Source organism: Mycolicibacterium sp. ND9-15 (genome assembly GCF_035918395.1).
GTDB lineage: Bacteria > Actinomycetota > Actinomycetes > Mycobacteriales > Mycobacteriaceae > Mycobacterium.
On record NZ_CP142362.1, the window covers coordinates 2297740 to 2311417 of the forward strand.

Annotated in this window: 14 protein-coding genes; 5 read left to right on the forward strand and 9 right to left on the reverse strand. The window is 66.7% G+C overall.

Annotated features, from left to right (window positions below):
• Positions 1-7: 7 nt before the first annotated feature.
• Both QGN32_RS11215 and QGN32_RS11220 read right to left on the reverse strand, forming a co-directional pair.
• Positions 8-709 carry a helix-turn-helix transcriptional regulator gene (locus QGN32_RS11215; RefSeq protein ID WP_326548635.1) on the reverse strand — a complete coding sequence of 234 codons (702 nt, stop codon included), beginning with the start codon at positions 707-709 and terminating at the stop codon, positions 8-10.
• The gene (locus QGN32_RS11220; RefSeq protein ID WP_326548636.1) at positions 706-1527 is read right to left on the reverse strand and encodes a class I SAM-dependent methyltransferase; all 822 of its coding nucleotides are present in this window, start codon (positions 1525-1527) and stop codon (positions 706-708) included. Before QGN32_RS11220 ends, QGN32_RS11215 begins: the two co-directional genes overlap by 4 nt.
• Before the next feature lie 170 nt (positions 1528-1697).
• On the opposite strand from QGN32_RS11220, the gene QGN32_RS11225 reads away from it, so the two are divergent.
• The 3 genes from QGN32_RS11225 to QGN32_RS11235 are packed head-to-tail and all read left to right on the forward strand — an operon-like array spanning position 1698 to position 4733.
• Positions 1698-2900, forward strand: a complete 1203-nt coding sequence (locus QGN32_RS11225; RefSeq protein ID WP_326548637.1) for a YVTN family beta-propeller repeat protein — start codon at positions 1698-1700, stop codon at positions 2898-2900.
• Positions 2901-2908: 8 nt separating this feature from the next.
• On the forward strand, positions 2909-3361 hold the full coding sequence (locus QGN32_RS11230; protein WP_326548638.1) for a rhodanese-like domain-containing protein: 453 nt from the start codon (positions 2909-2911) through the stop codon (positions 3359-3361).
• A gap of 46 nt (positions 3362-3407) precedes the next feature.
• Positions 3408-4733 (forward strand): MFS transporter, encoded by a 1326-nt coding sequence (locus QGN32_RS11235; RefSeq protein WP_326548639.1) that lies wholly within the window; start codon positions 3408-3410, stop codon positions 4731-4733.
• Here QGN32_RS11235 and QGN32_RS11240 read toward each other — a convergent pair.
• Positions 4724-5350, reverse strand: a complete 627-nt coding sequence (locus QGN32_RS11240; protein ID WP_326548640.1) for a TenA family protein — start codon at positions 5348-5350, stop codon at positions 4724-4726. The two genes, QGN32_RS11235 and QGN32_RS11240, sit on opposite strands and share 10 nt — an antisense overlap.
• A 106-nt stretch (positions 5351-5456) precedes the next feature.
• On the opposite strand from QGN32_RS11240, the gene QGN32_RS11245 reads away from it, so the two are divergent.
• Both QGN32_RS11245 and surE read left to right on the forward strand, forming a co-directional pair.
• Complete coding sequence (locus tag QGN32_RS11245) at positions 5457-6449, forward strand: 1-phosphofructokinase family hexose kinase (protein WP_326548641.1); 993 nt, start codon at positions 5457-5459, stop codon at positions 6447-6449.
• Between the two features lie 22 nt (positions 6450-6471).
• Positions 6472-7278, forward strand: a complete 807-nt coding sequence (gene surE, locus QGN32_RS11250) for a 5'/3'-nucleotidase SurE (protein WP_326548642.1) — start codon at positions 6472-6474, stop codon at positions 7276-7278.
• On the opposite strand, the gene QGN32_RS11255 is transcribed toward surE, so the two are convergent.
• From QGN32_RS11255 to QGN32_RS11280, 6 genes are all read right to left on the reverse strand, one after another.
• Entirely contained in the window at positions 7279-7500 is a 222-nt protein-coding gene (locus QGN32_RS11255; RefSeq protein ID WP_326548643.1) for a hypothetical protein, read from the reverse strand. It abuts the gene before it with no gap.
• A 13-nt stretch (positions 7501-7513) separates the two neighbouring features.
• The gene (locus QGN32_RS11260; protein WP_326548644.1) at positions 7514-9031 is read right to left on the reverse strand and encodes a molybdopterin-dependent oxidoreductase; all 1518 of its coding nucleotides are present in this window, start codon (positions 9029-9031) and stop codon (positions 7514-7516) included.
• Between the two features lie 174 nt (positions 9032-9205).
• Positions 9206-9685, reverse strand: coding sequence for a cupin domain-containing protein (locus QGN32_RS11265; protein ID WP_326548645.1), 480 nt, complete (start codon positions 9683-9685; stop codon positions 9206-9208).
• Positions 9686-9890: 205 nt separating this feature from the next.
• Positions 9891-10328 carry a hypothetical protein gene (locus QGN32_RS11270; RefSeq protein WP_326548646.1) on the reverse strand — a complete coding sequence of 146 codons (438 nt, stop codon included), beginning with the start codon at positions 10326-10328 and terminating at the stop codon, positions 9891-9893.
• Between the two features lie 31 nt (positions 10329-10359).
• The gene (locus tag QGN32_RS11275; RefSeq protein WP_326548647.1) at positions 10360-13248 is read right to left on the reverse strand and encodes an MMPL/RND family transporter; all 2889 of its coding nucleotides are present in this window, start codon (positions 13246-13248) and stop codon (positions 10360-10362) included.
• On the reverse strand, positions 13245-13649 hold the full coding sequence (locus QGN32_RS11280) for an MmpS family transport accessory protein (protein ID WP_326549027.1): 405 nt from the start codon (positions 13647-13649) through the stop codon (positions 13245-13247). The genes QGN32_RS11275 and QGN32_RS11280 overlap by 4 nt, the downstream gene beginning before the upstream one ends.
• Positions 13650-13678: the final 29 nt, after the last annotated feature.

A 13678-nucleotide genomic window follows, 5' to 3' on the forward strand; every position in this document is an offset into this window, starting at 1 on the left:
CCGATGCTCAGCGTTCGGGCTGCGCGGTCAGGTGCACTTGGCACGCACCGTGGTGCGGGTCGGGGCGTACGGTCGCGTGGTAGCGGGCGCCGAGCGCGTCGGTATTGGCGTCGAGGATTTCCTGGAGGAGTCCTTGCTGAATACCGGTCACCACTTCTGGTGCTTCCGTGGCGATTTCGGCAAGTGGGCAGGCGCAGATCCGGACTGTGACGGTGCCGAACGCATTGACTACGGAGTGGATCTGGAATCCGAGTTCGCCGAGCGTTTCGACGATGAGGTTGGCGACCACGGTCCCGGCGCGCGGTGTGGCGAGGTTGATCCGGTGCGCCAGGTCGGCGCCGATGCCCAGCGCGCGGGCTTCGCGTTCGGCGGCGCTGCCACCGAGGTGGACGGCGAACAGCGCGACGATGTCGGCGTAGTCGAGCCGTGGGACGATCTCGTAAATCAGCTGTGGCCGTCCCGCGCCGCGGTGACGAGTCTCGGTCCCGCGGCGCACCACACCTTGACTCTCCAACGTGCTCAGATGAAACCGGGCCGTCGTGACGTGGATGTCCAGCCTGTCCGCCACGTGCCGTGCGTCGACGGGGCCCGCTGCGTCGCGCAGTACGCCGAGTACGCGTTGGCGCTGTTGCCCGGCGCCCCGCTCCGGCCTGCTCTGGATGGGGCCGCCGGCCTCGTGTGTGTGCTCGGCCGTCGCGGCCGTCGTCATGGCGTGGACGTCGGTTTTATGCCGGGCACCTCGGCCACGATTGCCACCGCGGTCAAGGCATCCCGGTAGCGCGTGAAGGTACCCCGCATGCCGAGCACACGCTTGCGGGCCGCGGGATGGGTGAGCACATTGACCGCGATCCGGAGCGTCCCGAACAGGCCCTCGTCGGCGAGCACGCGTCTGGGCCGCAGCAGTGCCATCGGCGCCTGCTCGACGGTCTTGACCAAGAAGCCCGACTCGGCGAGCAACGTGGACCATTCCTGCACGGTGAGCGGGCGGGCGTTGACCTTGATGGACCGGGCCAAGTCGCGCCTGACCGCATCCTTGATCTCCGGCGCGAGGGTGTCCGGCTTGAGGCCGAGTTCGTGGATGGCGTAGCGGCCGCCGGGGCGCAGCACCCGGAACGCTTCGTCGATGATCGCCTTCTTGCCCCGGTCGCTCTGCATCGTCAGCATGGCCTCCCCGACCACGACGTCGGCGCTGTCGGGTTCAAGGCCGGTAAAGGCCGCGTCGGCAACCACAGCGCGCCCGCCTGTGGCGTCGATGACCTGCTGGACCATTGCCGAGGCCTCGCCGCTCTCGTCGACGCCGATGTACGACGCCGGCCGGAGTGCTCCGATGTCTTTGGCGGTGCGCCCCAGGCCCGGGCCCAGTTCGACGACGTCGGAGCCGCCGATCCCGGCGCCCGCCAACAGCCGGGCGGTCAGCTCCAGGCCGCCGGGTCGCAGGACGCGCTTACCCAACCGCGCCAAAAGCCAGTGCCCCGGCAGGTCGGCCCACGATCGCGCCGCCAGTGGAAGCTGTTCCTTCTGGGTCATCTTCTCGATCCTTTTCGAGAGGGGCGCGCAGTGATCCGCACCGGTTCCTGCTTCCGCCATCATTAAGCGGAATCTTTTTCGGCAAACATTAAGAGTTTGGTTAGCCTAAGGCAAGTCCCTCGAGGCGCGATCGCGAGTGGCCGGGTCATCGCAGCCGGTACGGTCGAGTCATGCCTGCGTTTTCGACCCGGTTTCCTGGTGTCCGGACGCCTCGCGGCGGCTCGTGGCCGGCCGCGTCGGCGAGCGTCAAGCTTTCTGCCGTCCTCTTCACTGCGGTGCTGGCTGCCGTGTTGGCGGGCTGCTCAGGCGGTGAGACCGGGACCGCGCAGCAATCAGCCACCCCCTCGACCCCTCCGCCGGAGTCGGTCACCGTGGCGGGGTCGGTCTGGGTGGCCGACGAGACAGGGAACAGCCTGACCGTCATCGATACGGCGGCCAACGCGGTGGCGACCACGCTGACCGGCATCCAAGGGCCGCACAACGTCCAAGTCGGGCGAGACGCCGGAACGGCGTATGCGACCAGCGCGGGCACCGACAGGGTCGTGGCGATCGACACCACTACCTACGAGGTCGCGGCGATCGCCGCGACGGGCCCGCACCCGGCGCACGTGATCGAGGCACCCAACGGCAAGGTCTATGTGGCCAACTCCGGCGACGGCAGCGTGTCGGTGTTCCAGGGTCGCAGCCTGCAGCCTGTGGGCCGGATCGAGGTGGGCGGGATGCCGCACGGTTTACGGGCGGCGGCCGACGGTTCGGTGATCGTCGTCGCCAACCACACGACCGGCGCACTGGATGTGATCGACCCGCAGACCGATCGCACGCAGTTCTCGGTGCCGGTGGGCGATGGCCCGGCGCAGGTCGCGGTCAGCGCCGACGGACGCTACGCATACACCGGCATCACCGAGCCTGCGGAGGTGGTGAAGGTGGACTTGCACGCGCGCAAGGTGGTCGGCAGCGTCGCGGTCTCGGCACCGCCGGTCCAGGTGTACCTCACGCCCGACGACGCGACGGTGGTCTCGGCCGACCAAGGCACTCCGGACGCGCCCGGCCATGGCGCCTCGCTGATCGACACGGCTGACATGACCGTGCGCGCAACCGTCCCGACCGGGGCTGGACCACACGGTGTGGTGATCTCTCCCGCCGGAACCCTGGCGTGGGTCACCAACAGCTACGACCACAGCGTCTCGGCCATCGATCTGACCAGCCAGACGGTGCCCGCCACCATCCCAGTGGGCAAGGGCCCCAACGGGATCAGCTATTCACCGCGCCCGCCCGCCGCCAGTGCGCCCACCATTGCGCTGACTCTGCCCGCCCCCGATGCGAACGACAGCGGGCCGCCACCGTCGCACCATCCCGAGCCCCATCACAGGTGAGGTGCGACATGCCTGGCTCAGCTGGACACTCGTCGGTATCACGATGGCTCGCCGGGGCGCTGACAGCGTTCGGCGTGATGGTGTTGGGCGCGTGCGCGTCGGAAGACTCCCGCCCTACCTCAACATCGCATCCCGAGACGGCAAGCGCCGCGCGGCTGGTGGACTCGGACGAATTCGCCGCAGCAATCGCCGAGCCCGCTCGCATTACGCTGAACGTCCACGTGCCCTTCGAAGGAGACATCCCCGGCACGGACCTGTCGATTCCGTTCGATCAGATCCAAACGCAGGCCGACCGCCTACCCGCCGATCGCGATACCGCCCTGGCGATCTACTGCCGGTCCGGGCCGATGAGTACGGTTGCGGCCGAAACGCTTCGGGATCTCGGCTACACCGACGTCGTCGAACTTCGCGGGGGTATGCGCGCATGGCAAGCCGACGGTCGTCCGGTGCTGGGCATCTGAAGACCGCGCCACCAGACGGCGCTGCCGCGAGCCGGGAAGGACCACCGTGAGCACTTACCTTCCGGACCGCGCCGTCGGTGAGAGGACGCTGACGAAGGTCTCCCGGCGCCTGATCCCCTTCCTCGTCCTGCTGTATATCGTCAACTACCTCGATCGGGTCAACATCGCCTTCGCCGGACCCAACGGCATGAACGAGGACCTCGGGATGACTGCCGAGATGTTCGGCTTCGCCTCGGGGATCTTTTTCCTCGGTTACCTGCTGCTCGAGGTACCCAGCAACATCGCCCTGCACAAGTTTGGCGGGCGGCGATGGCTGGCCCGGATCATGCTCAGCTGGGGGACCGTCAGCGCCGCAATCGCATTCGTACCCAATACCGAGACCCTGATCGTCTTGCGCTTCCTCCTCGGCGTGGCCGAAGCCGGCTTCTTCCCCGGCATCATCTTGTACCTCACGTTCTGGTTCCCGGAGAAGCAGCGGTCGCGGGCGGTCTCGCTGTTCATGATCGCCGTACCGGTGTCCACCGCCGTCGGCGCGACCATCTCGTCGCTGGTCATCGAATGGGGGCACGGGGTCTTCGGGCTCGCCGGGTGGCGCTTCATGTTCCTGGTCGAAGGGCTGCCCGCCGTCGCACTGGGGGTGATGTGCTGGTTCTACCTCACCGACCGGCCCCAGGCCGCGAGCTGGTTGGATACCGACGAAAAGCACTGGCTGGAAAAGACGTTGGCGGACGAGCGAGCTGCAGTCGAGAGGGCAGAACACTGGCCCCTGAAGAGGGCCCTCACCCATCCGCGGATCCTTGCCCTGGCGTTCGTCTACTTCTGCATCACCTACGGGCTCTACGCCGTCGGATTCTTCCTTCCCACCATCGTCGCCGGATTCCAGCAGGAGTACGGGGTCCACCTCAACGTCATTCAACGCGGACTGGTCACCGCGGTGCCCTACGTCGTGGCCGCCATCGTGATGGTGCCCTGGGCGCGGCATTCGGATCGGACCGGCGAACGGGTCTGGCATGTCGCGATTCCGGCGATAGTGGGCGGTATCACGATCCCGGCGGCGCTCTACATGACCGACGTCTACCTTGCGATGCTGGCCGTCACGTTGTGCACCTGCGCTGTGATGTGCGCGTTGCCCGTATTCTGGTCTCTGCCATCGGCTTTCCTGATTGGAGCAGCCGCCGCCGGCGGTATCGCACTGATCAACTCGCTGGGGAACCTCAGTGGGTTCGGCGGACCTTATATCACCGGCTGGCTCACCGATCTGACCGGCAGCAGCAGAGTCGCGCTATGGGTGGTGGGAACGCTGTCGTTGGTGGCGGCCGCTCTGGTCGTCGCCCTGGGCAACCGGCCGCACCGCGCTCCTGTTCAGCGGTGACCCGGTCGCATCAGCGCCGCCTCGAAGAACGCCAGCTCCAGCCGCATCGCGCGCCGGTATGCCGCCCGCACCGCGGGAACGTCGTCGGCAAGCTGATCGAGCAGTCCTTCCAGCAGCGCAGCCACTTCCTCGAAGCCCGGATCGGCGTAGGTCTGCACCCATTGCGCATAGGGTCCGGCCGTGTCGCCATCGAGCGTGATTCCGATGTGCGCGTAGAGCCGCATGCACGGTGTCATCGCCGCGCACACCACACCCACATCGGCGGTGGCCGCGGTGGCCAGCAGGAACTCGGTGTAGGCCAGTGTCGCCGCGGCAGGCTCGACGCCTGCCATGTCGATACCCCACGACGTGGCATAGGACGCGTGCAGCCCGAGTTCCTCACGCACCCCGGCGAGCAGGTCGGCGAAGGCCATCAGGGTGGCCGTGTCCGGGCTCCGGGCGAGCGCCAAACCGTATGCACGGGCGAAGGATTCGAGGAAGTATGCATCCTGGGCGATGTAGCCGGCGAACAGATCGCGATCCAGCGAGCCGTCTGCGATACCCCGTACGAACGGGTTGTCCAGCACCTCGGCCACCAGGTCGGCGTTGTCCGCCCACATCTGAGCTGCCAGTGTCATGCCGCCTCCCACGCCGTCGCGCGATACACCACTGCGAGTTCGAGCACTCGGTCTGATGGACTCTAGCCGTGGGTAGGCCCCGCCCGGGTGGGGTACTCCGTCGCCCATGACGGACAAGGAATCCCGCGGGGAGGCATCGGACGACCGTCGTGCCGTCGTCATCTTCGCTCCGCTACCCGTTCTCACGGTGACGGTCGAGGACCGCTCGGGTGAGGCGGACATCCACGTCCACGCCGGGGGCCAGGGTGTGTGGCAGTCGCGCATGATGTCCTCGCTCGGCGTGCCGGTCGTGCTGTGCTGCGCGCTCGGCGGGGAGACCGGCGACGTCCTCTGTCACCTGCTGCCCGCGCGAAACGTGACCGTGCGAAGTGTGCCGGTCAGCGCGCGAAACGGAGCGTACGTGCACGACCGACGCTCAGGGGACCGCGACATCGTGGCCGAGGCCGATGGCAGCCCGCTCGACCGCCACGAACTCGACTCGCTCTACGAGCTCACCCTCACCGAAGGCCTGACTCACGGCCGGGTGCTGCTGTCTGGTCCGCAGGAAGACCAGGTGCTGCCCGCCGACCTCTACCGGCGCCTGGCCACCGACCTGCAGGCCAACGGCTGCAAGGTGGCGGCCGACCTTTCCGGCGAGCGGCTCGAGGCGGTGCTTGCCGGCGGGCCGGACCTGATCAAGGTGAGCCACGAAGAGTTGCTCGCCGACGGCAGGGCGAAGTCCGACGACGCCGACGACCTGGTCACCGCCATGCGTAGCCTGCGGGACGACGGTGCGGGCACGATCGTCGTGTCCCGGGCTGGATCCGCGCCGGCACTGGCGCTGCTCGACGGCAAGGATGCCGACGGCGACGGGACACGGGGCCCTGCGGTCGTCGAGGTCGGGATGCCGGCGTTGGAGCCGGCCGACCCCACGGGCGCCGGGGACTCCATGACAGCGGGCATCGTCGCCGCACTGGCGAGCGGTCGCTCGCTGCGCGAGGCCTTACAAATCGGCGCGGCCTGTGGGGCGCTCAACGTCGTGCGGCACGGACTGGGCACCGGCGGCGCGCGGGCCGTGGAGACGCTCGCCGAACGGGTCGAGGTGCGCCAATGGAAGTAGCCCCCACGGAGGAGGTAGGCGCGTGCCCCGCGCACTGGTGACCAACGACGACGGGATCGACTCCCCCGGCCTGCGCGCGCTGGCCGCGGCAGCGCGGGGAGCAGGGTTGGACGTGATCGTGGCTGCGCCGGCCGAGCAGGCCAGCGGTGCGAGCGCGGCGCTGAGCGCGGTCCGCCGGGATGGCCACACGATCGTCGAGCGCCGGGAGCTGTCCGACCTCGACGGTGTCGAGGCCTGGGCAGTGCACGCCCAGCCCGGCCACATCGTCGCCGCCGCGCTCAATGGCTGGTTCGACCCGCGACCCGAGCTCGTACTGTCCGGGATCAACCATGGCGCCAACGTCGGGCGGGCCATACTGCACTCCGGCACCGTCGGCGCCGCGCTCACCGCGAAGATCAGCGACACCCGCGCCCTGGCGGTGTCACTGGACGTCGCGCTCCACCCCACCGGTGAGCGGCACTGGAACGCCGCCGCCGGCCTGTTGGTACCGGTGCTGGAATTGCTGCTCGACGCACCCGACGGCACCGTCCTCTCACTCAACGTCCCGGACCGCCCCGCGGCCGAACTGGGCCCGATCCGCCATGCGCGGCTGGCTCGGGGCGGCGCGGTACAGACACGGGTCGAGGAGGTGCGCGGGGGTGGTGTCCGCCTGAGCGAGGTCGAGATGTCCGACAAGCCCGAGGAGGACACCGACAGCGCGCTGCTCGATGCCGGGCACCCTACCCTGACGGAGCTGCGGTCGGTCGAGGCGGATGACGGCGATCTCGTGCGGAAGTGGCTGGCATCGGCCCCGAGGGGCGCTGATGCTTCTGGGTCGAGTGGCCGCTGATCAGGACAGCGTGTATCGACCGGCCTTGCGCACGGCCGCGTCAAGTACGGAGCGATCCAGTTCGACGTCCTCCTCGTGTTTGAGGATCACCACTGACTCCCCGCCGGGAACGATCTCGGTTGCCACCGCGCCGATTCCCGGCACCGCACTGAGGCTGTCCTTGACCGCGCGCGCGTCCTCGGCGGTGGACATGCCGCCGACTCGGTAGGTGGTGCTGATCATCGGTGGCTCCTTGTCAGATCCGGCCGTTGAACGCCTGCAGCGCAGCGTCCTCGCGGGTGCCGCCGCGTCCGTCGCCGTAATCGGCATAGTCGGAGATCCACTCGACGGACCGGATCCACTTGACCATCTTGTACCCGTGGTTCGACTCGACCCGCAGCCGCAACGGTGCGCCGAGATGGAGCTCGAGCGGGCGGCCGTTGCGCTCGTAGGCCAGGATCGTGTCGTCCTCCTCGACCATGTCCAGTGAGAGCGCGGTGTAGAAGGGTTCTCGTGGACGATGGTCGAACATCTCCTGAGCCAGGCCGTGCGACGTGACCATCACGTAGTTCGCGTCCTGCGGGCGGGGGCCGAGCAAGTCCAGGACGTCACGCAGCCGCACACCACCCCACTTCGAGGTAGCCGTCCAACCCTGCATGCAGGAATGGACGGCGATGTACTCGGTCTTCGGCAGCGCTCGCAGGTCCTCCAGGCTCAGATACAGCTTCTTCCCGCTCAGATCGCCGCCGAGTTCGAGACGCCAGTCGCGAAAGTCGTTGTCGCGGTGCGCAAGCCACTCGGTGGACTCGTCCGCCGTCGGGGGGAGCCCGTTGGTCCAGTGGAACTCGGAGATGTCCTCTTCCGTGTACGTGCGCTGTCGTCCCATGCGGGGCTTCATCCAGCCCAACGCAACCCTGCGCACCGGTTCGGTGACCGTGACGAGCACCTTCTGGGCGCGGACCCGGTCGGCGAGGGTGAGGTAGCTGAGGCCGATCCAGAAGGCGATCGCCGCGACGATGGTGGCGATGGCGATGGTGAAGGCCTGCGCGTAGCGCGACGGATCGGTGACGCCGAAGACCATGTGGGGCAGGTTGTACTCCGGGTGCACGAGGAACACCAGCCCGACGTGGATCACGACGAACACGAGCATCAGCACCATGCCGATGAAGTGGATGGAGCGTGCCCCCTGGTGTCCGCCCCACGCCTTGACGTACCACGGAAAGCGGGACCGGACGGCCGGCGACATCGCGATCCCGGTGAGGATCATCACCGGCGCCAGAATGAAGACGACGCCGGTGTAGGCGAGCATCTGCAGGGCGTCGTAGGGCTGGAAATGCTCGATCGAGGGGATTCCGAAACCGAGGTAGATGCGCAGCGATTCCATCGCGTCACCGAACACGTCCCACGAGGTCGGAATTATCCGCCGCCACAGCCCGGTCGCGAACAGCAAGACGACGTACACGATCCCGGTGAGCAGCCAAAGGGTCGTCCCCACGGCGTGCCAGTGCCGGCCCAGGCCGACGTTCTTCCGACCTGGCAGGGTCAGCAGCGGACTCGCGGTGCGCTCGTCCATGAGCGAGGTGTAGACCCCCTCCTGCGTCGGGAGCTTGCGTCGGGTGAACTTGACCCACTCGGTGCCGGGCTTGCAGTCGTTGCGCCACCAGAAGCGTGGCAGCGAAGCGATGATCTCCCACCCGCTGCGCACCAGGATGCCCATGAGCAAGAAGTTCAGTAGGTGGGTGGTCCGCAGCCACAGCGGAAAATCTGGATCCACGAAGCCTCCATCGATGGTTGGGGGCCGCACTAGTAAAGCGCGTCCCCCCAAGGGGATGACCAGAACGGGTCGTCCTGAATCATCCGAACTCACCCGAAATCGACACCCAGGTCGGGCGGAGTGGGTGATGACCGCGGCGATTGCGTCAGCTGATCTCTCGGGCGTACAAAGACGTCAGCCGGCGTGCTGATCGGGCGCCGTTTCCTTGGGCTGAGCAGTCCAGGCGGGGGGCTCGTCGGTGCCGGCCGATTCGTCCCGTGCGGCCTCGGCGCTTGTCGGCTGGACCACGCCGGATGCGTGATGCACCGGGGCATAGATCACGTAGACCCGCAGCGGTTCGTCACCGGTGTTGATCACGTCGTGCCAGGTGCCGGCGGGAACTTGAATGGACCAACCGTCCGAGACGTCTCGCTGAAAATCGAGGCGGTCCTTGGCTGGGCCCATGACGGCCCTGCCCTGGCCGGCGTCGAGACGCAGGAACTGATCGGTATTGGGGTGGACTTCCAGGCCGATGGACTCGCCAACCGGAATGGACATCAGGGTGACCTGGAGGTACTTCCCGGTCCAGGCCACCGTCCGATAGTTCTCGTTCTGGCGGGTGGCCGTTTCGATGTCGAAGGCGTTGGGGCGGGGCCCGTTGTCATCGATCGTCATGGCATGTGCCTCCTTCCTGTTTCGATGCTGTCACAGGGCACCGTCCTGCGACCTGCGACCATCGAAACCGTCGGCATGGCGAGGAAGGCGCCGACGAATCGGCCGCCATCGCGGAGAGCTGGAGGCCCCGAGCACCGACAAGATGATCGCCAACTTCGGCGAAGCAGCTTCAGCGAGAATGGTTTCGTGGATTGCGCAGGTGATCTCACGTCGTGATGCGCATCTCGGCACCCGGATGCGAACTGAGCGTGACGACCACAGTGCCGCTTCCGGTCTCGAATGTGGTGCTGGCGTACCCGATGAAACCGTAGTGCCGGTCGATTGTCGAGACCGCGGTGATGTCACCGCCGCCCGAGGCGCCGGTGTCGAGGTTCTCCCAGGTCGCGGTCGCGGTGAGCGCACAGGAACCGTCGTAGATGCCGGCGTCGTAGTGGACTGCAACGCGGACCCCGTCCTCGACCCGATCACCGACCTGTACCGGTGTCACCTGGGCCTCGGCGCTGACGCTCCCGCCACACGTCGGGGATGCCACCACGGGGACTCGGTCGAGGTACGCGAAGGCGTCGGCATGGGCGGTTGCCGACCACAGCCAGGGTGCGGTGAGCGCGACGGCGAGCACACCGCAAGCGCGAACCGAGGTCATGCCGGGGTTATCGACCGTCGCGCGCGCGGTGTTAGCGAACCTGCCTTTCGGAACGCAGCAATGTTCGCACGGCCGGGCGCGATCCGTACGGGCGCAGCATTCTGCTGGCCGGTCGCGGCCGGATGTTCAGCGGCCACCAGAACCAGCGGCCGAGCAGGGCCGCGATCGACGGTGTCATGAACGACCGCACGATCAAGGTGTCGAACAGCAGTCCGAGACCGATCGTGGTGCCGATCTGGCCCAGCACGACGAGGTCACTGAAGATGAACGAGGACATCGTCGCGGCAAAGACGAGGCCCGCCGCCGTGACCACGCTGCCGGTTCCGGCCATCGCGCGGATGATGCCGGTGTTGAGCCCCGCGCCGATCTCCTCTTTGAACCGCGAGATCAGCAACAGGTTGTAATCCGCGCCGACGGCGAGCAGCAGGATGATCGCGAGCGGAAGCACGATCCAGTACAACGGGAGCCCGAAAATATACTGCCACACCAGAACCGACACCCCGAATGACGCACCCAGCGACAGCGCGACGGTACCCACGATCACCACGGCGGCCACCAGGCTGCGGGTGATGAACATCATGATCAGCAGGATGAGCGCCATCGCGGCCAATGCCACGATCAGCAGGTCGTACTTGGCGCCGTCCCGAATGTCCTTGTAGGTCGAGGCGGTGCCGGCCACGTAGATCTTGGCGTCGGACAGCGGTGTGGCTTTGATCGCATCGAACGCGGACTCCTTGATCCCGTCGATGTGTGAAATGCCTTCGGGTGTCGCCGGCTTACCGTCGTGGGTGATGATCATGCGCGCGGCCTTGCCGTCAGGCGAGAGGAACAACTTGAGGCCACGTTTGAAATCGGCGTTGTCAAACGCTTCCGGGGGTAGATAGAACGAGTCGTCGTTCTTGGCGGCGTCGAACGCCTGGCCCATTGCGGTCGAATTCTGCAGCGCCTCTTCGCTCTGCGCGTTGATTCCCGTCGTGGTGGCGTAATTGGACAGGGTGAGGTCCCTGTTGCGCTCCTGGATGGCGATCTGCGGAGGGAGAAGAGCCAACAGTTGCGGTTGGAGTGCGTCCAACTTGTCGAGGCTCGCGGTGATGCTGGCGAATTGGTCGGCGAGAAGGCTGATTCCGTCCAGAGAATCGAACACCGATCTCAGGGCCGCACACATGGGAATGTCGAAACAGTGCGGCTCCCAGTAGAAGTAGTTGCGTATCGGCCGGAATTGGTCGTCGAAGTCGGCCAGCTTGTCGCGGAGGTCGTTGACGATCTCTACCGTGTCGTGGAAGGCCTGGGTCTGCTCGTGCGTGGCGGCGGCGCTGGCTTGCTGCAACGCCACCTGCTGCTTGAGGATGTCGATGGTGTTGCTGATCTCGTTGGCTTGCTTCAACAGATCGGCGCCGCGCGCCTGCTGATAGCTGAGATTCATGATCTGGCTGGCGCTTTGCGCGCTGATCTGGAAGGGGATGGAGCTGTGGCTGATCGGTGTTCCCAGCGGTCGGGTGATCGACTGCACCAGCGATACGCCGCGGGTGTGCAGGACGCTCTTGGCGACGCGCTCCAAGGTCAGCATGTCGGCGGGATTGCGCATGTCGTGGTCGGCCTCGATCATCAGCAGTTCCGGATTGAGCCGCGCCTCGGAGAAGTGTTGTTCGGCGGCCGCGTAACCGATCACGGCCGGCGCGAATTCGGGTAGATAGTCGCGGGCGTCGTAGCTGGTTTTATAACCCGGCAGGGCCAGCACGCCGACCAGTGCCAGCAGGCAGGAGACAGCAAGGATGGGGCCCGGCCACCGGACGATCGAGGTGCCGATCCGACGCCATCCGCGCACGCGCGTCTTGCGTTTCGGTTCCATCAGCCCGATGCGGGTGGCGATCAGGAGAACGGCGGGGCCGAGCGTCAGCGCGGCCGACAAAGTCACCAGAACGCCGATGGCGGCCGGTATGCCCAGTGTCTGGAAGTACGGCAGTCGGGTGAAGGCGAGGCAGGCGACGGCGCCGGCGATCGTCAACCCCGATCCGACGATGACGTGCACGGTGCCGCGGAACATGTCGTGGTAGGCCGTGATCCGGTCCATGCCTTTGTTGCGTGCTTCGTGGTATCGGCCGACGATGAAGATCGCGTAGTCGGTACCGGCCGCAATCGCAAGCAGCGTCAACAGATTCGTCGCATAGGTGGTCAGGCCGATGAGTCCGGAATTGGCGAGCACCGAGACGACGCCGCGCGCTGCGGCGAGCTCGACGAGCACCGTGACGAGCACGATCAGCGTGGTAGGGATGGAGCGGTAGACGAGGAGCAGCATCACCGCGATCACCAGGAAGGTGATGCCGGTGACTTTGTGCGTGCCTGCGCTGCCCACTTGGAAGTTGTCGGTGATCAGCGGCGCCGCACCGGTGACGTAGACGTTCAGCCCGGCCGGCGGCGGCGTGTTCCTGACGATCTCGCGAACGGCATCGACGGACTGATTCGCCAGCGCCTCACCCTGATTGCCCGCGAGGTACAGCTGCACGAGTGCAGCCTTGCCGTCTTTGCTCTGCGAGCCGCCGGCCGTCAACGGATCACCCCAGAAATCCTGAATGTGCTCGACATGTTTGGTGTCGGCCGCCAACCGGCGCACCAGTCCGTCGTAATACTCGTGCGCCTCGGCGCCCAGGGGCTGATCGCTCTCGAGCACGATCATGGCCGCGCTGTCGGAGTCGAACTCGTCGAAGACGTCGCCGATATGACGCATCGCCATGATCGACGGTGAGTCGGCGGCATTCTGCGACACCGACCGCTGTGCTCCGACGATTTCGAGTTGGGGGGCGACGGTGTTCGTCACCGCGGCCACCGCGATCCACAACAAAAGGATCGGTAAGGCCAGGCGTCGGATGAGGCGTGCCGGCCTGGACGCGCGCACCGATTCCTGGGCGTGGTCCACGCTCATGCGGTCTTGTCCAGGCACGAGATGTAGCCGTTCACGTCGTCGGAGGACCTTTCGTCCTTCACCACTCCGTTCACAGTGATGCGGCAGCCGATCAGCGTCCCGTCACCTTGCGCGCGCAGGTCGACGAAAAGGGTCGGCTCGTCGGTGGTCAACTCGTGCGACCACGGCAGAGGTGTGTCGTCGACGCGTTGGGGTTGGGCGTCGATGTCGAGGTAGTTGATGGTGGCGACGGAGCCGGGCGTGCCGAAGACTTCGAGCAGCACGCGCTTGGGGTTGAATCCGGTGTTTTCCAGAGCGTCGGCGCCGGCACGGGACACGACGTTGTTGGATCCGAAAATCCCGTGCAGCCGGTGGATGCTGAAGGAGACAAGCGCGACGACGATCACGGCGACCACGATCATCCATCGTCGACGGACCACCTTGCCTACCG

Excerpts from the sequence above, each read along its gene's own strand:
- QGN32_RS11215 (WP_326548635.1), bottom strand. The coding sequence starts at position 709 with ATGACGACGGCCGCGACGGCCGAGCACACACACGAGGCCGGCGGCCCC.
- QGN32_RS11220 (WP_326548636.1), bottom strand. The coding sequence starts at position 1,527 with ATGACCCAGAAGGAACAGCTTCCACTGGCGGCGCGATCGTGGGCCGAC.
- QGN32_RS11225 (WP_326548637.1), top strand. The coding sequence starts at position 1,698 with ATGCCTGCGTTTTCGACCCGGTTTCCTGGTGTCCGGACGCCTCGCGGC.
- QGN32_RS11230 (WP_326548638.1), top strand. The coding sequence starts at position 2,909 with ATGCCTGGCTCAGCTGGACACTCGTCGGTATCACGATGGCTCGCCGGG.
- QGN32_RS11240 (WP_326548640.1), bottom strand. The coding sequence starts at position 5,350 with ATGACACTGGCAGCTCAGATGTGGGCGGACAACGCCGACCTGGTGGCC.
- QGN32_RS11245 (WP_326548641.1), top strand. The coding sequence starts at position 5,457 with ATGACGGACAAGGAATCCCGCGGGGAGGCATCGGACGACCGTCGTGCC.
- QGN32_RS11255 (WP_326548643.1), bottom strand. The coding sequence starts at position 7,500 with ATGATCAGCACCACCTACCGAGTCGGCGGCATGTCCACCGCCGAGGAC.
- QGN32_RS11265 (WP_326548645.1), bottom strand. The coding sequence starts at position 9,685 with ATGACGATCGATGACAACGGGCCCCGCCCCAACGCCTTCGACATCGAA.
- QGN32_RS11270 (WP_326548646.1), bottom strand. The coding sequence starts at position 10,328 with ATGACCTCGGTTCGCGCTTGCGGTGTGCTCGCCGTCGCGCTCACCGCA.
- QGN32_RS11275 (WP_326548647.1), bottom strand. The coding sequence starts at position 13,248 with ATGAGCGTGGACCACGCCCAGGAATCGGTGCGCGCGTCCAGGCCGGCA.
- QGN32_RS11280 (WP_326549027.1), bottom strand. The coding sequence starts at position 13,649 with ATGATCGTGGTCGCCGTGATCGTCGTCGCGCTTGTCTCCTTCAGCATC.